The organism is Aquimarina sp. KJ22-3, from assembly GCF_055808215.1.
The window spans coordinates 5,089,658-5,107,647 of record NZ_CM147859.1 but is presented as its reverse complement, the minus strand read 5'-3'; the positions used below and the strand labels follow the sequence as shown (position 1 = coordinate 5,107,647).

Here is a 17,990-nt window from a genome sequence, read left to right as displayed (position 1 = left end):
TGAAAAAAACTTAGCAATTAAAACAGTTCGACGCAACTGATTTAAAAGATCTTTATTACTTCTTGGCTTTTATGTTTTGCCAATTCGTATCTGCTTTTACTTTTAATTTATCTGCACCTTCGTCATTCCATTTGTCCAGGGTGTTAATGCCCCACGAGTTATAGAATAAATACAGTTTTCCGTCTCTTATTTCGAAGGTTTTGGGGTTGATATCTACTTTTTCGCTATTTACTGCTACAGCATAGGCGCAATAACCACCATACTGAGGAACATATTTGTCTGGGTTACTTTTGAACTTGTCCAGATTTTGTTGACTTGCAAACTTGTATTTTACATTGTCGTGTGTAGCAGTATATTTACTTTCTCCTTTCACGGCTTTATTATTAAAATATTCCGTTACATCATATCCTTCTGCAATAAAACTTTTCTTGGTGTTATAATCGATTTGCTGAGCGCTTACTACGGTCGCAAAAATTAATAATATTGTGGTTAAATATTGTCTCATTTTTTGTTGTCTCATTTGGTTACACCTATTGAGTCGTAAAAAAAATGGTTCATTACAATTTTAACATACTTATAAGATTTTTAGGGAGTTACATCAGGAAATTAGAGGCTTCGGGATAGGGAACCAGGGCGCTTATCAATAAACTTATACTGTCTTTGGCGATTAAGGTAATCGAAAGTAAAGTAGCGCTTACCACTATGGCGGTCGAAAGATTATTGCGTTGTATATCTTTAAATTCATTAACACCTTTGGTAAGTGCAGAAAAAAGTAAAAATACCGAAGTATTGATGACCACTGCAAAACCAAAACCAATTAGAAGATATAGACCAGAGTATTGTATGATCTTGCCAAATGAGATTTCGTCTTCTGCAGACATAGACAAACGAACGATATTGGTGATCGAAGGGATGATCTCACTCAAAATAATACCGATAGATAAAATAATTCCTGCGGTGAATACAGAAAACGCCATGTTGTTCTCTCCCAGAGTCACGTCTTTAAAAAATACTCGTTGTAATATTTTGAAAGAGATAAAAAGAATCAGTACCGATATCAATATAGCTAGTGCTATTTCTATAAAAGCGAGGGTTAATAATTTAGTTTGCATGTTGTTGTGTATTTGTAAGCATTACATACCAATGATTGATATTTTTAAAATTGCTGGGTAATGTACCAAGAGTAAAATATTTACTGGTGGTTTCCCAAACATAATAGCGTTTTCCCTGATGTAATTTGTAAACTCCTTTTGTGGGAACGTTTAATCCCAGAATAGAATGCCTGTAATAATCGCTGTTCAAAATGGCTACATCATATCCAAAATGACTAAGAATTGTATAAATAATGACTGTTCGTGTATCACAATCTCCTTTTAGATTCCCCATAAACCCAACAGGATTTTGTACCCCAAAAGGAATATCGCCAATACAACAGTCGGGACATTTTACCAAAATATCCCGAATAGAAGGTTCGTATTTTTCTGGCGCTTCACAGGCGGTTTCAAAGACCAAAGCATAAGGAATGTCTTGAATAAAAGTTACCACTACGTCGGCAAACTCCAGTTGATTGAGTTTGTGATTTGTTTTTATTTCTAACAGACGGTGTAGTATCAAATCCAGTTTAGGACCATCAGTTTTGGCAAGATGCTCATACAGGTCACCCCAGGAAAATCTTTTATGAGTATTACTATGATTAGCGTACCTTCTTTTGGATACTATATAATCCTTTTCTCGAACCGAGAAATAACCTTCAAATGCATCTCCATAATTGTTTTTCCAGGTTCTGTGTTGACTGAGAAGCACGATGGAATCTCCATCCTCAAGTATTTTTTCCCGGTAAATCTCTTCTGAAATGTCTTTTTTGCCTGTTGTTATATCTGCGGTTATGTCCTTAAAAACATACCCAATACCCACTAGAATAGCGGTAAACAATGCACTATATATTACATATTTCCAAGGAGAGCTTTGATGTTGTTTATAAAGGAGTCTTCCATAGATGAAAGAGATCAAAAACAATAATAACAGAAAAGCGGAAAAAGTGGAAATCGACAAAAAAGACTTAACAAAACTGCTTCCTACAATTGCGGTTAATACAATTGCGGGAAAAGTAAAACAGCCTGCTCCTTTGTTTTTTGTCATGTTACAATGCCATTAGATTACATCCTCTTATATCACTATGGTCAAATCTACCTAAAATTTGAAAACTACCATCTTGGGATACTTTGCCTAAGTCCTGAGTGGCGATAAATGAACATGAATTTATATTTGCCAGATCAATAATATTAATTCCTCCAGTTCTGTTATATCCAATAGTGGATAGGGGATCTTCTGGATTTCTAACAGACATTTTCATCCACGGAGGGCATTCAAAGATTCCATCACCTTTGGAATAAGCTTGTGATAACAACTCTGTCATCCCATATTCACTATGGATTTTTTGTATCCCAAACCCTTCGGATAATTTTTGATGTAGTTCCTCTCTTATCAGTTCTTTTCGCCTACCTTTCATGCCACCAGTCTCCATTACCACTACCTGATTAGTAAGATGGATTTTATGTTGTTCAATAAGATCCAGTAATGCAAATGATACCCCAAGAAGTAAAATTTTCTTATCACCAGTTAACAGCGTTTGTAAAGTATCAATTAATTTTTCGGTTTCATAGAGATAAAAACCGCTTTCCTGATGTTGGCTGTCTTCGATTAGTTTTTCTGCCATATAAACCAAAGATGACCCTTCTCTTTCTAGATACGAAGGTAACAGTGCTAATACTACGTATTCAGTAATGTCACCATAGAAATGTTGAAACCCTTTTCTGAAACTATCTTCGTAAATTAAAAGATCACTCACATAATGTTTGCTGGTAATACTCTCGGTGGTCCCGCTACTCGTGAATACTTTTTGAGGGATTTTGGTTGTACTTACTACCTTTTCTTTTTTAAAGAACTCAATAGGTAAATACGGTATACGATCAATAGAAGTTACAGAAGATCGTGTAATTCCTAAAAGATTACAGAATCTTTGATACACTAAATTATTAATGTATTGATGATGAAATATTTTTAATGCAGTCTCCTCAAAATCGGTATGGTTTTGAATAGAAAAAATGGATTCGAAGAGCATAGGTATTGTTCAACAAATTAGTGTAGAACAAAGGTATGAAAAACCGTGTTTTTGTGTGTTAAATAAGCAGGTCTAATGTGAAATTAAAATACAACAGGCGTAATTACAACTATGGTTTGATAAACTTCACCGTAGTTTTATTCTCTCCTTCTGTGATCTTCAGGATATAAACTCCAGAAGGTAGATCTCCTATGTGTAATTCTCTTCCAGTGAGTACTTCATAATCCACTTGTTTACCCAAAACGTTAAAAATCTTTACGGTTTTAGTGAGTTGTAAATCAGAAGTAATGTACAAGATATCTTTGTTAGCAGGGCTAATAAAAACGCGAAGTCCTTGGATACTTTGTTTGGTCGTTCTTTCTTGTCTTTCAGATGTGTTTGACTGCGCTTGAATTCCCGAAGTAAAGGACAAGCATATCAAACCGACAAATATGAGTAGCAAGTAGATTTTTTTCATACAAAATTATTTTGGGGCAATAAAGATACAATATTAAAATTAAAAATACGCTATTAATTTTGTACTCTTTTATGTTAAACCTTAATATAGACGGCTGACCGTCATTGGTTTTACGGTTTTACCATAAATTAAATTTTGTATTTCAAAAATAATGCCGCATCTTTGTGTCATCATGAAGTTATAAGAATTTATGTACATAATTGTGCACATAGTCACACCGCGATTTAGAAGCTAAGGACATTCCTTTCTACAGCTTCCTATTCTTTATTCAACTTATAATTCTTTTACATCATGACTCAAAATAGACTCACATTACAACGTATATTTTCATATTTTAAAACTGCAGTTTCTGGTAAGGAACAGGAATTTACTTCTGGTAGTATTCGCCGTGCGATTTTTATGCTTTCAGTACCTATGGTGCTTGAAATGATGATGGAATCCATTTTCTTTTTGGTAGACGCGTATTTTGTTTCCAGTTTGGGAGCCAATGCGATTGCCACCGTTGGACTTACCGAATCTGTGCTTACTTTGGTATATGCAATTGCCATAGGTTTAAGCATGGGTGTTACGGCTATTGTAGCGCGTAGAATCGGAGAAAAAGATGTGCCTGGAGCTTCTCAAACAGCGGTACAATCTATATTTCTTGGAATTGCAGTGGCAATTTTAGTAAGCATTATTGGTATTCTTTTCCCTAAGGAGATCCTTGCATTAATGGGAGGAGAACCAGAATTGATCGCAGAAGGTTACAAGTATACTCAGGTGCTTCTTGGGGGTAATGTAACCATTATGTTATTGTTTTTGATTAATGCTGTATTCCGAGGTGCGGGGGATGCCTCTGTAGCCATGCGGGTATTGATTTTTTCTAACCTTCTGAATATCATTCTGGACCCAATGCTGATTTTTGGTTTCGGTCCTATACCAGCTTTTGGAGTACAAGGAGCTGCCATTGCCACTACTATTGGTAGAGGGAGTGCGGTGATTTTTCAGCTGTTAATTCTCTTTTATGGATGGAGTAAAATCAAAGTTACCTTTAAGGATCTGGTTTTACGAGCCGAAATTATGATGAATTTGATCAAAGTATCTCTAGGAGGAATTGGTCAGTTTATCATAGGTACTTCTAGCTGGGTATTTCTAATGCGTATTATGGCAGAGTTTGGCAGCGAGGTACTTGCCGGGTATACCATAGCGATTCGTGTATTGATGTTTACACTGATGCCTTCGTGGGGGATGAGTAACGCTGCAGCTACACTAGTAGGACAAAACCTGGGAGCTCAAAAACCGGAACGAGCTGAGCAATCGGTTTGGAAAACCGGGAAATACAATGCGTATTTTATGTTAGGAGTATCGCTTTTTTATCTGCTTTTTGCCGAGGCAATTATTCGAATATTTAGTACCGAAGCTTTGGTAGTAGAGTATGGTGCTTTGAGCTTAAGAGTGATTGCAGCAGGTTATGTTTTTTATGCCTACGGAATGGTAATTATACAATCTTTTAATGGAGCAGGAGATACCAAAACACCTACAATTATTAATTTTTTCTGTTTCTGGGTGTTTCAATTGCCCTTCGCTTATCTAGCAGCTTTGGTTTTTGAATGGGGTGCTATGGGAGTATTCCTAGCGATTACTTTTGCAGAAATCTTGATCGCGGTTATTGGGATCATTTGGTTTAGAAAAGGTAGTTGGAAGAGCGTACAAGTGTAATAAAACTGCAACCTATATGATAATAATAAGGCTACCTGAAGAGGTAGCCTTATTTTATATACTTTTAAAAATGAAATGTTTCTTAGAACTTATAGGTGTATCCTAAAGAGATTTCCTGACCGGGACTCCATCTAGAATATACTCTGTCTTCAGAACCAAAAGATTCGTAAACGCTTTCGATATCGTCGTCTAATAGGTTGCTAAACTTCAAAGAGATAGAAGAGTTTTTCTTCTCTCCAAAAGTTTTACCAATATTGAAGTTTAAACTATGAAATGGCAATGTAAATACATCAGGGATGTTACCATTACCTACAATTTGAAGGGTTCTTCCTTGTACATTGTAGAAAACACCTCCTTGCCAACCATTGTTTTGACCGTTGTAGTTCAATCCAAAGTTTAACAAGAATGGAGATTGTCCTTGTAGCGTTCTACCATCCTCTAGTTCTTCACCTACTCTAAGGTTGTCTAGCCTTGCATCTCTTTCATCATCACTGAAGTTTTGCTCAGACTCAATGATAGAGAAGTTCGTTGTTATATTGAAGTTTTCAAACCCTATAAAATCCAAGTTTCTTCTGAACTCGATTTCAGCCCCATATACGGTAGCATCACCAAGGTTTAAAGGCGTAAACTGACCCGTAGCTTCTCTAATAAAACTCAATTCGATCGGATCATCAAATGATTTGTAGAATGCACTTACAGCAAAGAAGTTAGCGCCTTCTCCATAGATTTCATAACGTAAATCAAAGTTGTCGATATAGGTAGGTTGGATATTGATATTACCAATAAAAAAGGTATTTGATGTTGGATCAAAGATTTCTGCAATAGATGCTTCTTTAAACGAAGGTCTCGCGGTAGTTCTACTATACGACGCTCTGATTTTTTGGTTTGCGTCCTCATTAAGGTCGTAGATTAAGTTTGCCGAAGGGAAGAAGTCAGCCTCGTCTAGAATGGACTCTTCATCAAATCGAAGGCCACTTTGACTTTCTCCGGTATAGATCAAGTCAAATTTCTCAAAACGTACCCCAAGAATGGCATTAAAACGATCGGATAATTTAAATTCTTCAGAAATATAACCTGCGGCAATTGAGATCGTAGAATCAAAAGTATCAGAAATATTAGAGTCTCTACGTGCAAAGAACCCTTGACCTGTACCTGGGTTAAAAATGTTTTGAGGAGCAAGGATTTGATCCGGATCTCCACCCAATACAGAAGTATCAAAACTTCCTGCAAAAGGAAGCGAGAATTGATCTACAGTGAAATCACGTTGCTTATAGGTGTAAGCACCACCAAATTTGGTTTTAGCATCTCTTCCAAAAAGTTTGTGCTTTTTGGTAATATCTAGTTTTCCTGCCAAGTTAATTTCTTCTAGATCTCTCCAGATTCTTCTTGGATCACCACCCTCACTTGGGCTAATGGTAAATAGGTTTGGATCACTTTCGCTTACAATAAAGTTGGTCGACCTTAAATCCTTGTCGTATACTCTAGAGAGTGTTGGCGATAATTTCCATTCCACTAACCAGTTGGTGCTTTCACTACTGTGTCTACCCGATAGTAATACGTTGGTAATCGAGCGTTGTGTGTAGATCAAGTTATCTTGTTTGATCTGGTTAGAGTTGATGATTAAGTTTCTTTGATCAAAAATAGAGGCTTCAGATTCTCCATTTTGAATATGAAGCACGTTGAATTTGTATTTTGATTTTTCAGTCTTGTAGGATAAACCAACTAATCCATTCAGTAATACATTATTCACTCCAACTTCTCCTTGTTGGCTTCGATCTACACCCAATTCGAAAATAGAAGGATCTGCATTTTTTCTAAATACCTGTCCTTCGATGTAGTCTTCGTAGTAGGTGGTTTCGTTACGATATGATGCTGAAGCTAAAAATCCTAATCGATTATCACCTACTTCAAATTGCTTACCCGCGGTAAATCCAAAGCTGTAATCGGTAAAACTTTGATCTCTTTGAGCGGCCAATGTACGCTCAAATGCTTGCGTATTTTGAATGGCGGCATTAGGATCAACCTGAGGAAATGGTAATACACCAGGAGTATTTTCTAGAGGATTGTCTCTTGCACCATCGTCAAACCCTAAGAAATCTGTATTTCCTCCATCATATTGAAGGTAATTGTCATTAAAGTGCATTGAAGAGTTGTACGATGCTCCAATAGAGATGCTGTATTCTTCTCTTGATGGTAAATCTTTGGTAATGATATCTACTACACCTCCTGTAAAATCAGCAGGTTGATCTGCAGTAGAAGACTTAATCACCAAGATGTTTTCTAGGATATTTGTAGGGAAAATGTCTAACTGTAGCGTGTTTCTGTCTGGATCTAATCCAGGAACATCTACACCGTTTAATATCGATTTTGTATATCGATCTCCTAACCCTCGTACGTACACAAACTTTCCGCCTTGTACGGATACTCCCGGTACATTTTTTACCGCACTTGCAATATTGCTTGCTCCTGTGGTTTTGATACTTTCGATAGAAAGCCCATCAAGTAATTTTACAGAGTTTTTTTGCAGCGTTAATACTGCTGCTTCGGTATTTTTACGCACCGTGGTTGTAATCACTACATCTTCAAGGGTCGCAGCAGTAGCATTAATGGTAACATTAAGATCTACTACGTCTCCAGAAGATTTGATTTCTACTCCGCTTACTTCTTTGGTTTCGTATCCAACAAATGAGAATACAATGGTATAGGTACCAGGATCTAATGAGAGCTCATACAAACCATCAAAGTCTGAAGTAGAACCAATAGTTGTGCCTTTAACGGCAATATTGGCAAAAGGCAGTACATCATTTGTCTCCCCATCAATAACTTTACCTGTAACCTTTCCTTGCGCAAAAGATGCAAGACTTCCTCCTAAAATTAGAAGTGCACAAAGTAGTTTTTTAATCGATATTGTAATATGCATTTTCCTTGTGTTTATTATAAGTATTGCTCGTCCCTAATCGGAGACGAGCAATACCTTGTACTAACTAGTTTTGACTATATTCAAATTATATTAGAAACCTAAATTAGCTTTAGAGTTTGCAAACGTCCAGCTAAATGCTGAAGTCGTTGCACCTACAGTAGCAGAAGCAGCATCAGCTACAGCAGTAGAGAAATTAGCAGCTCTTTCAGTGAAAGTAGGCATTAAGATGATTGGATCTTCAGGAACATCGTTAGCATCATCAGCGTCATCACAGTTCATTGCACATCCTACTTTTTCTACGAAGATGTCTTCTGCAGCAGCAACACCTGTTGGTAATACTACCTCCCAGTTTGCGAAAGTTAATGCACCATCAAGGAAATTTTGAGAAACACCATTGTTATCTAATTCAACATCAGCAGAAGCTGTGAATCCAGTTACCAATACGTTGCTTGTAGTCCCGGTAGCACCACTTCTGTAGTCAGCAACCTCACCAGAATCAGATCCGAATAAAGTTACATTTTGAAGTGTGAAAGAACCAGTAGCAGATCCTTCAGGTCCGTCGATTTCCAGACCGTGGTCAGAAATAGCTCCCTGTACAACTACTACGTTATCGATAGTTCCAGAATAAGCCTGGTCGATGTCGATAGCGTCATCTCCTTGTGCCCATACTAATAAGTTAGAAGCGTTTACAGTTCCTCCAAAGAATTCAACACCATCATCAACGTTACCTACTACTTCGATAAACTCTATAGTAGTACCAGTACCAACTCCTCCAAGAGTTAATCCGTTGATCTCGTTTCCTTCTCCGATTAATGCTCCACCATGACGGATAGATACATATCTTACAGAACCAGAATCGTCAGCAGCATTGCTACCTCCATATAATCCGTTGGTATCACTTGCAGGAATACCTTCAATCTGTGCAGCATCAGCATCACCATTTAAAGATACAGGAGCGTTACCAAGAATGATAAGTCCTCCCCAAAGTCCTCTTTGGTTTTCGTCAAGGTTGGTTCCTTCTGTTTGTCCAACTTGGATATCATCTGCAATAGAAGTAAAGATGATTGGACTAGCAGCAGTTCCGTTAGCTTCAATTTTAGCTCCTCTAGCAATGATCAAAGTAGATGCGTTTGCACCTGTACCCCCTTGCGCTTTGATGATAGTACCAGCTTCGATAGTTAAAGTAGCACCGTTAGTTACTGTAACACGTCCATCTAATGTATAAATGTTGTTAGCAGTTAAAGTTCTGTTTTCAGTAATTTGTCCTGAAAGAGTAGTACTTTCTGTTGGCGGGGTAGTTGGTTCTCCACCGTCGTCATCACTACCACAACCTGTAAAAGCTAAGATTGACATTGCAAAACCTGCAATCAATAATTTTTTCATAATTAAAAGTTTAAAGAATTTAAGATTTTGTTCTTATTTTGAGTTTAAAAACTTTTACAAATAAATACGGTTTTCCAGTAATCGGTTTTATGCCACTATTATGCTTAGTTTAAGGGATTGTGATGTAGGAAAAATGAGAAAAACGATACTATTTGTAGGATTTTCTGGGGAATTAATATCCTTTTTGAAGTTGCCTTGATTTTTTTATAAGGTCATAAAAAACAAGGATTTAGTGCTGTTTTAAAATAAAAGAAATTGCACTTTTATCAACATTGTTTAAATAGGGTTGATAGTGTTTTATCTTTTTTTACAAAAGATTACAGAATTGTTACCTGAGCGTTAAATTCGATCAATTAACCAAAATGCTCTTAATACTAACGTAATGTAGTATTATGAATTTGCTTTTGTTTTTTTGAAATTTCTAGTTGTTTTCCTGAATTTCATAGTTCACTAATGAACAAATTCACCAGAAAATTGTTTTCTTAATTTTCAGTAGGTGGTTTAATGGGTTGTAAATCAAAAAGAAACAGCTCTCTGTGCTGCAATTATTGAGACACCATCAAAATGGGAAGAATAAAAGAAAAGGTTTTGAAAAAGAGGATATAAAAAAACTGTCTAAAAAGTAGTAAAGATTTTGATTTCCTTACTGAAATACTTTTTAGACAGTCTAAAGCCTATTTCGGCTAATATATTATGGGATGAAATTAGTTACGAGTCCATCCAGAATTCCATGAGTTGTAATCTGCACCAGTACCATTACCTACACCAGAGATGATATCACCTTCTACAAAAGCAGCTCCTGTATCATTTTTAAGGTTAAGTGTGATATCGTCAAAAGTGATATCAGTAATAGTAGTTTCTCCTGCCAAAACACCGTTTCCTGTTTCAGTGTCATCAAGGTCAAAACCTTCTGCAAATCCTTGTAGAGAAACGTTAACAAAAGTAGCTCTTGTTCCAGCACGCAATCTGATAGCTTCATTTTCGTTTGAAGATCCGATTCCATTAATCGTAAGGTTTCTTACTGTTGGAGCAGACCAGAATACTGGGTTAGAGTTGTTTCCTATATCCGTATTAAACCCGTCACCTTCTATTCCTTTGTCATGAGATTGTCTGTGCTCAATGTATACATTGGTTAATGTTCCTGTAAATCCTTCAGTCCAGTCTACAGAGTCATCTTGTGCTCCAACTACAGATATAAATGAAGCATCAACAGTTCCTCCAAAGAACTCTACTCCATCATCCGCTCCTTCAAAAGCTTGGATAAATTCGATAGTAGTTCCGTTTCCAACAGCATAAAAAGAGAATCCATTATTTTCTGAAGCTGCATCTGCTGCACCACCAGAATACTCTATACGCACATATCTAAGGATACCAGAGTTGTCATTTACAGCACTTCCTCCGTATGGTAATCCTCCAATTTCAGAAGTAGAAGTTGCATCTCCACCAACAACAGAGTTGATCGGTGCTCTTCCTAAGATAATCAAACCTCCCCAGTCTCCAGGATTAGGAGTAGTGGTAGCAGATGTAAATACGATAGGATTAGATGAAGTTCCTTCGGCATTGATAGTTCCTCCTTGTAGTACTGCAATATATACGTCAGATCCTGTAGCTGCTCTTACTACTACACCTGGCTCTACAGTAAGTGTGAACCCTTCTGGTACAATTAAAGCGCTGTTCAAAGAATACTCAGTTCCTGTTACCAAAGTAAGATCTTCTGTTAGTGTACCTCCGATTACCAAATCTGAAGGATCTACAACTGATCCACCTTCACCGATGTTAATGGTGATATCTGCTGTATCGTCATTTGCGCATCCTACAAAAAGCAGTGCAATCGCAAATAAGTTTAAAATGAATATGTTTGCTTTCATGTGTTTTAGTTTTAATGAATTTTGTACGTTTCTAATTGGGTTAAAATGTGTATTTAAATTGTAATCCGATATTCACACCTCTTTTATAGCTAGAAAGTGCAAACTCATCTAATGGATTGATTTCATTATTTTGATCTCTTGTAAAAGGGATGTTATAGGTTGTAAGTACATCTTCTGAAATGGTAGCATCTTCTCGTACTCTCTCGATAGTAGGGTTTAACAAGTTTTTGACGCTTACATTAATTTCGAAGTTATCATGTACTTTATTCTTCCAAACAAAATCAAGTGTTGGTACTCCTTTTTCTACAATATTTCCTAATTGTCCAGCTCCTAAAGCATCGATTCTATCAGAGAAGTAGGAGAACACAAGGTTAGCTACAGGCTTATATTTTCCAAAGGTTGGCGTATAGCTTACATCTGCATTTACCAAGAATGGTGATGCACCTTGCAACTCATCAGAGTCTCTGTTAAAGTTAGTATTAAAGGTTCCTGAAACCGTTTTTAAATCTTGTTTTGTAGAAGTATAGGTTACATTCAGACCTGCAGAAAGTAAACTTTCGTCTTCAGCATCTAATAAAAGTGCTTTACGTGCTTCTAATTCGATACCAAATACTTCTGCTTTATCACCAGTTCTGAAGAAACGTTGTGTTCCAGTTGCATCATTTGCAGATACCAAGTTTACAGGATCGTTAATTTGCTTTGCAAAAGCGGCGATAGAGAATACCTGACCTCTTTCGAAGAACCATTCGTATTTCAAATCCAAATTGATGATCGAAGAGAAAGCCGGATCATTTAATAGATCTGGGTTACCTCCGATACGATCAGTTACGTTTTCATAAACGAAAGGGGCAACTTCTTTAAATTCTGGATTCGAAACTGTTCTACTAGCAGAAAAACGGATGTTTTGATCGTCGTTTAATGCGTATTTGATATTTAAACTTGGTAAGAAAAATGTTTCTTTAGCTTCGTTACGTCCAGGATTATTGAACACTAGGTTGATTACGTCGTATTCAATACTTTGATTAAAAGATTCTACACGTAGTCCCGGTACAAATGTCCACTTCTCTCCAACTTTGTAAATCGCATTGGCGTATACCGCGTGGATATCAAGGTCACCAGTATAAGTATTTTCAGGAAGTCCAGGAAGATTGGTGTCTCCTAATCCGATAGAAGGATCAATAGGATTGATCACTACTGTATTGTATACAACACCCAGGTTTTCTCTGTTAAAAATACCATCGAGATTATTTACATCGGTAACTTCTGTTCTTGGTTCTATGATACTTAATCCAAAACGTTGGTTGTCGAATTCACGTTTTTTGATACGTCCGTTGTACCCAAAGTTAAAAGAAAGATTTTCTGAATTCTCATAGGCTAGGTTGATTCTAGCATTCAATTCTTCATCTTCGATATTTTGGAAATAACGTTGGTTGTCAAAATCTACATTTCGGAAAAGAACAGGGTTTGTACTTGGGTCATTATCCAAGGCAAGATCAAACTGCTCTATTGCAATACGCTTTCTGTCCGGTTGACGAGCTAGTACTTTATTAAATCCAACTCCGTAATCCAACTTTAATTTGTCATTGATTTTGCTGTTACCAGATATTTGGTTCACAAAGATCATGTCTTGCTCAAACTGCACGTTTTGTGTAAAAAAACCAAAGTCGTCTATATCAGCAATTGTATTTCTGTTAAAACCATTTCCATCTATCCCAAAACGTCCTACTTCGTCTGTAGCATCATTAATAAATAAGGAAGTGAATTTTACTTTATGATCTGGATTGATACGATATGAGATATTTGCCATTGCCGTGGTAGTACGACTGTATTCAAAGATTTCAGAATCTCTAAATATTTGATTCTCTGCAGCGGTTACGTTTGCTGCTTGTCCTCTTTTATATTCGTAGTTACTCCCAAAAGAAGCCGTTGCAAATACGCTTAATTTTGATTCTTCTCCGATATCCCAGGACTTACCTCCTGTAATAGATCCAGAAAGACCTACAGGACCTTCAGACGAAACAGGGTCTACACCATGAGATAAAATCACAGCAAATGGATTGTTACTATATCTGTTATAAAAACCAAATAGTCCGGTTCCTTCGCTCTTCAAGAAGTTTTTTCCAACAGAAGCGGTGTTGATATTACTTCCCAGGTCTGCATCAATAAATGCATCTCCACTATGTTCTTTTGCCTTGATGTCTACATTACCTGCTGCAAAATCCCCGTAAAAATTAGCTGCATAGGTTTTACTTACACCAATATTTTGAATCACGTCAGAAGCAAAAAGACTAAGGTCGATGTTTTTCTTGTCTACATTATTTGCAGGAAGCGATAAACCATTAAAAGTGGTGTTTAAGTATCTGTCTCCAAGACCTCGTACATATACATTACCTCCGCCTTCTTGTTTTGAGATTCCCGAGATCTTTGTAACAGCGGCAGCTGCATTACTTACTGCCTTGTTCGAAAGTTCTTGAGCTCCAATACTTTGTTTTTGAACCACAGCATTTTGTTGTTCTAGAAGTAGTGCCTGAACACTTTCTTTTTTAACACTGGTTCCTTTTACAACAACTTCTTCTAGTGCTGCTGCACTAGCGCCCAATGTAACATTTACAGTAAGTGTCTCTCCAGCAGTGATGGTGATCTCCTTTTCTTCAGTTTGATAACCTACAAAACTAAACTCTAATATATGTACCCCTGGTTCTAGATTTTCGATCGTATATAAACCATCAAAATCTGTAGTAGTTCCTTTGGTAGTGCCTTTGATGATAACATTGGCAAAAGGAAGGGGTTGATCGTTGGATTCTTTGTCTAACAAAGTTCCCGTTACCGATCCGGTTTCCTGCGCAGAGATTATTCCTACAAATAGCAATGCGCAAAGGGTAACAATTTTTCTCATTTAACTTGTTCTGAAATTCCGGGCAAAGAACGACAGGTTGTGTTAAATCTGAGTTACTCAAAAATTAAGTATGTATGATTATAATGTTAGATAATTGTTATGCAGTTATGTTTATAGAAGGTTTTCTTAACATTAGAAATATGTTATGCGTGTCTTTAAAAGATTATAAATAAAGTAAATAATACACTGGGAGTAGTGTGGGAGATATGATAATAATTTGTAAATAAATACAGGAAAAGTGTTAAGATGTAAAATTAATTTAAATTCTAATGATTGAGATAAGTGCAAATAGGTAGAGGCTTAAGGGATTTTTTTGACGGGTAAAAACAAAAAAACCGCTTCAATGCATTGAAGCGGTTTTCTGTACTTTTTTAGGTAGTATTTAATTCTTGTAGTTGACCACTACATTGTCTTTACCAGTCCAGGTGGTCACATCTGCAATTTGATTGTCAGAATAATTTACTTCTGATAATTTGTCTGCATTCCAAAAAAACCATTTTCCGGTTTTTGTTCCATTAACATACTGCCCCATAGCAATCTTCTTTCCTGTAACATCATAAGCTTTCCATTCACCATGAAGTTTACCTTCTTTGTTGTAAAATCCTTGTTGACTTACGGTTCCGTCTTCATAAAAATACGTACCTTTAATTAAGTCTCCTTGTTTTTCAAAAGTAGGTTTTACTTCTTGAGCATAGATAGTTACCGAAAAGATCAATGCTATCACTGTTACTAAATTTCTCATATCTTGATGTTTTTGTTCGGGGTTCTTAATATTTATATTACAAAAGTAACATTAATTTTACTTTTAAACAACATTTAAGTAACATTAAATTAACATTAAGCTTGTAATAATTTGTTTATCAAATAATTACAATATCAATTTTGATAACATTGAAAATGACAAATTGATAGGTTTTAGAGTGATATGGGCTTAGATTGGGTAATAACCGGGGTAAAAAAAGAGCTGGTGTTTTATGAATCCGATAACTGTTATATATTTAATCACTTGAAATACAACATCTTGTTTTTTGTATGCAACAGTAAAACTAATTTGTTATGGCTTACCGGGCTTTTGTTTTGGTCTAAAGAACGATCATATAGGCTGGAAAAAATCATAGGTGTTTACATCATATTTTGGGTGCTAAAAGCATCAAAAAGATAACGTTTCAATAACATATGACTTGATTTTAAATAACATTTTTGTGGTTTATAAGTAGGTACAATATATATGAGTGATATTTACATATTCATGATCGTTGCTTTAGCAGTTTTGGCTATTGCGGATCTGATTGTTGGAGTGAGCAACGACGCAGTAAATTTTTTGAATTCTGCTATTGGTTCTAAGGCTATTTCTTTTAGAACGATTATGATTGTTGCGAGTGTGGGAATAGCAGCCGGAGCTATCTTTTCTAGTGGATTGATGGAGGTCGCCAGAAAAGGAATCTTTGTCCCAGGAGAGTTCTATTTTGATGAAATCATGATCATCTTTATGGCAGTAATGATTACAGATATCTTATTGCTGGATTTTTTCAATACGCTTGGGATGCCTACTTCTACTACAGTGTCTATTGTATTTGAATTACTCGGTGCTGCGGTTTGTGTGGCTTTGCTTAAGATATTTGCTGATTCTTCCTTATCTATTGCTGATCTTGGAAATTATATCAATACAAAGAAAGCCGGAGAAATTATTGCCGGGATACTACTATCGGTTGTAGTGGCTTTTTCGGTAGGAGCGATTGTACAGTATATATCCAGATTATTACTATCATTTAATTTTGAAAAGAAAGCCAAATGGGTAGGCGCCTTATTTGGTGGAGTAGCACTAACGGCAATATTATACTTCATTTTTATCAAAGGAATCAAAGGAACCAATTATGCAAAATCTGTAATTGATGTTGTCTACAATGGTGGTGCCGAAGGACTTTTGGATTGGGCAAATGCCTACTTTAATAGTGCATACGAATCTGTAAAGGAATTGATAAAAGCCAAAAAAGACCTTTTTGCTATTGATGAAAATGCGGGAACCGTTGCGATAACGCTAAGAGGGTTTTTAGAAACTAATGTATTGTTGATTGTAGCTGTTGGGTTTGTTTTTTGGTCGATACTTTCTTATTTGATCATTTCTGTTTTCAAAACCAGTATTTATAAAATTATTATTATCGTTGGAACCTTTGCATTGGCATTAGCTTTTGCAGGTAATGATTTGGTGAACTTTATTGGGGTACCTATTGCGGCATGGCAATCCTATGAAGCGTGGTCTGCCTCTGGAGTTTCTGCAGATGCATTCACTATGGAGGTGTTAGCATCAAAGGTAGCTACACCAACGTTTTTGTTGTTAGCCGCAGGGTTGATTATGGTACTCACCTTATGGTTTTCGGCAAAAGCGCAGAACGTTGTAAAAACATCTATTGATTTATCTCGACAAGGAGAAGGGGACGAAAAATTTAGACCTAACTTTTTGTCTCGAGGGATAGTTCGTACCACCATATCGATATCCGAATGGATTTCTGCAATTACACCTGGTTCTTTTAAAGGGTTTGTAGAAAAACAATTTGATGAAGAAGCGACAAAGACGAATTTCTTTGCTTCAAAAAAAGAAGATAAGCCTGCTTTTGATTTAGTAAGAGCAGCTGTAAACTTGATGGTGGCAGGTATTTTGATATCGATTGCTACTTCTATGAAATTACCATTGTCTACTACCTATGTTACGTTTATGGTAGCCATGGGTACTTCGTTGGCAGATCGTGCATGGGGAAGTGAAAGTGCTGTGTATCGTGTGGCGGGAGTACTTAATGTAATTGGAGGATGGTTCTTTACCGCAATTAGTGCGTTTTTGGCAGCGGCTTTGATTGCATTTCTGATCAATATACATCAACCTATAATGACAGGTGTATTGTTGTTGGTTGCTTTGTTACTAATTATCAGAAGTACCATCAAGTATCGTAATAAGACCAGAGCAGAGCGCGCCGAAGATCGATTAAAGAAATCCGAAAGTAGTTCTATACAAGGAGTGATCGAAGAAAGTTCTGATAATGTAAGATCTTTTATCAATAGAAGTAATAAGATTTATGGAAATACGATCGAGAGCCTTGCAAAATATGATTTGACAGCGCTTAAAAAGAGTAGAAAAGGTATTGCCAAATTAGAAACCGAAGTAGAAGAGCTAAGAGATAGTATCTTTTACTTTATTAAAAATCTAGACGAGTCCAGCGTTGGAGCCAGTGATTTCTATATTTCCATTTTGGGCTATTTGGAAGATATCACACAATCTTTAGAATATATTGCCAAAGTAAGTCATAAGCACGTGAACAATAATCACAAACGTTTACGATTTAATCAAATTAAAGACCTTAAAGAAATCGAGAACCAACTCGGCAATTTCTTTGATAACATAAAAACGGTGTTTGACGAAAAAGAGTTTGGTAAGCTAAATGGTATTATCGAAGAAAAACAAGAGTTATACACATTGGTAAGCACCAAAATCTCAAAACAAATTGCCAGAACCCGAACAGAAGAAAGTAGTCCTAAAAATACAACCCTGTATTTTGGATTGCTCACAGAGACCAAAGACCTGATTACGGCAACCATGAATTTATTAGCAGCGTATAGGGATCATCAGGATTAGAGCGCATCTTGTAAAGTTAAGG

At 36.4% G+C, this 17,990-nt stretch carries 12 protein-coding genes; 2 read left to right on the top strand and 10 right to left on the bottom strand.

Annotated features, from left to right (window positions below; genetic code table 11):
• Positions 1 to 55: 55 nt before the first annotated feature.
• The 5 genes from AC0L3Q_RS23560 to AC0L3Q_RS23540 all read right to left on the bottom strand — a co-directional run bounded on the left by AC0L3Q_RS23560 (position 56) and on the right by AC0L3Q_RS23540 (position 3,578).
• Positions 56 to 505, bottom strand: a complete 450-nt coding sequence (locus tag AC0L3Q_RS23560) for a YHS domain-containing (seleno)protein (RefSeq protein WP_473283458.1) — start codon at positions 503 to 505, stop codon at positions 56 to 58.
• An 88-nt stretch (positions 506 to 593) separates the two neighbouring features.
• Positions 594 to 1,112 (bottom strand): DUF350 domain-containing protein, encoded by a 519-nt coding sequence (locus AC0L3Q_RS23555; RefSeq protein WP_473283456.1) that lies wholly within the window; start codon positions 1,110 to 1,112, stop codon positions 594 to 596.
• Positions 1,102 to 2,139: a hypothetical protein gene (locus AC0L3Q_RS23550; RefSeq protein WP_473283454.1), complete on the bottom strand. Its 1,038-nt coding sequence runs from the start codon at positions 2,137 to 2,139 to the stop codon at positions 1,102 to 1,104. Before AC0L3Q_RS23550 ends, AC0L3Q_RS23555 begins: the two co-directional genes overlap by 11 nt.
• 1 nt (position 2,140) lies before the next feature.
• Positions 2,141 to 3,121, bottom strand: a complete 981-nt coding sequence (locus AC0L3Q_RS23545) for an acyl-CoA synthetase family protein (protein ID WP_473283452.1) — start codon at positions 3,119 to 3,121, stop codon at positions 2,141 to 2,143.
• A gap of 109 nt (positions 3,122 to 3,230) precedes the next feature.
• Positions 3,231 to 3,578: a T9SS type A sorting domain-containing protein gene (locus AC0L3Q_RS23540; RefSeq protein ID WP_073318309.1), complete on the bottom strand. Its 348-nt coding sequence runs from the start codon at positions 3,576 to 3,578 to the stop codon at positions 3,231 to 3,233.
• A gap of 291 nt (positions 3,579 to 3,869) precedes the next feature.
• On the opposite strand from AC0L3Q_RS23540, the gene AC0L3Q_RS23535 reads away from it, so the two are divergent.
• Positions 3,870 to 5,276, top strand: coding sequence for an MATE family efflux transporter (locus AC0L3Q_RS23535; protein WP_473283449.1), 1,407 nt, complete (start codon positions 3,870 to 3,872; stop codon positions 5,274 to 5,276).
• Positions 5,277 to 5,358: 82 nt separating this feature from the next.
• On the opposite strand, the gene AC0L3Q_RS23530 is transcribed toward AC0L3Q_RS23535, so the two are convergent.
• The 5 genes from AC0L3Q_RS23530 to AC0L3Q_RS23510 all read right to left on the bottom strand — a co-directional run bounded on the left by AC0L3Q_RS23530 (position 5,359) and on the right by AC0L3Q_RS23510 (position 15,085).
• Complete coding sequence (locus AC0L3Q_RS23530; RefSeq protein ID WP_473283447.1) at positions 5,359 to 8,196, bottom strand: TonB-dependent receptor; 2,838 nt, start codon at positions 8,194 to 8,196, stop codon at positions 5,359 to 5,361.
• 90 nt (positions 8,197 to 8,286) lie between these two features.
• Positions 8,287 to 9,579, bottom strand: a complete 1,293-nt coding sequence (locus AC0L3Q_RS23525) for a hypothetical protein (RefSeq protein WP_073318303.1) — start codon at positions 9,577 to 9,579, stop codon at positions 8,287 to 8,289.
• A 704-nt stretch (positions 9,580 to 10,283) separates the two neighbouring features.
• Positions 10,284 to 11,447 carry a multidrug transporter gene (locus AC0L3Q_RS23520; RefSeq protein WP_073318301.1) on the bottom strand — a complete coding sequence of 388 codons (1,164 nt, stop codon included), beginning with the start codon at positions 11,445 to 11,447 and terminating at the stop codon, positions 10,284 to 10,286.
• A 40-nt stretch (positions 11,448 to 11,487) separates the two neighbouring features.
• The gene (locus tag AC0L3Q_RS23515; protein WP_473283445.1) at positions 11,488 to 14,343 is read right to left on the bottom strand and encodes a TonB-dependent receptor; all 2,856 of its coding nucleotides are present in this window, start codon (positions 14,341 to 14,343) and stop codon (positions 11,488 to 11,490) included.
• A gap of 382 nt (positions 14,344 to 14,725) precedes the next feature.
• Entirely contained in the window at positions 14,726 to 15,085 is a 360-nt protein-coding gene (locus AC0L3Q_RS23510; protein WP_473283443.1) for a toxin-antitoxin system YwqK family antitoxin, read from the bottom strand.
• A 486-nt stretch (positions 15,086 to 15,571) separates the two neighbouring features.
• On the opposite strand from AC0L3Q_RS23510, the gene AC0L3Q_RS23505 reads away from it, so the two are divergent.
• Complete coding sequence (locus AC0L3Q_RS23505; RefSeq protein WP_473283441.1) at positions 15,572 to 17,968, top strand: anion permease; 2,397 nt, start codon at positions 15,572 to 15,574, stop codon at positions 17,966 to 17,968.
• Positions 17,969 to 17,990: the final 22 nt, after the last annotated feature.

Bases quoted from the DNA above. Each gene is read 5' to 3' on its own strand.
- AC0L3Q_RS23560 (WP_473283458.1), bottom strand. From the start codon at position 505: ATGAGACAATATTTAACCACAATATTATTAATTTTTGCGACCGTAGTA.
- AC0L3Q_RS23535 (WP_473283449.1), top strand. From the start codon at position 3,870: ATGACTCAAAATAGACTCACATTACAACGTATATTTTCATATTTTAAA.
- AC0L3Q_RS23515 (WP_473283445.1), bottom strand. From the start codon at position 14,343: ATGAGAAAAATTGTTACCCTTTGCGCATTGCTATTTGTAGGAATAATC.
- AC0L3Q_RS23510 (WP_473283443.1), bottom strand. From the start codon at position 15,085: ATGAGAAATTTAGTAACAGTGATAGCATTGATCTTTTCGGTAACTATC.
- AC0L3Q_RS23540 (WP_073318309.1), bottom strand. From the start codon at position 3,578: ATGAAAAAAATCTACTTGCTACTCATATTTGTCGGTTTGATATGCTTG.
- AC0L3Q_RS23505 (WP_473283441.1), top strand. From the start codon at position 15,572: ATGAGTGATATTTACATATTCATGATCGTTGCTTTAGCAGTTTTGGCT.
- AC0L3Q_RS23530 (WP_473283447.1), bottom strand. From the start codon at position 8,196: ATGCATATTACAATATCGATTAAAAAACTACTTTGTGCACTTCTAATT.
- AC0L3Q_RS23545 (WP_473283452.1), bottom strand. From the start codon at position 3,121: ATGCTCTTCGAATCCATTTTTTCTATTCAAAACCATACCGATTTTGAG.
- AC0L3Q_RS23550 (WP_473283454.1), bottom strand. From the start codon at position 2,139: ATGACAAAAAACAAAGGAGCAGGCTGTTTTACTTTTCCCGCAATTGTA.
- AC0L3Q_RS23555 (WP_473283456.1), bottom strand. From the start codon at position 1,112: ATGCAAACTAAATTATTAACCCTCGCTTTTATAGAAATAGCACTAGCT.
- AC0L3Q_RS23525 (WP_073318303.1), bottom strand. From the start codon at position 9,579: ATGAAAAAATTATTGATTGCAGGTTTTGCAATGTCAATCTTAGCTTTT.
- AC0L3Q_RS23520 (WP_073318301.1), bottom strand. From the start codon at position 11,447: ATGAAAGCAAACATATTCATTTTAAACTTATTTGCGATTGCACTGCTT.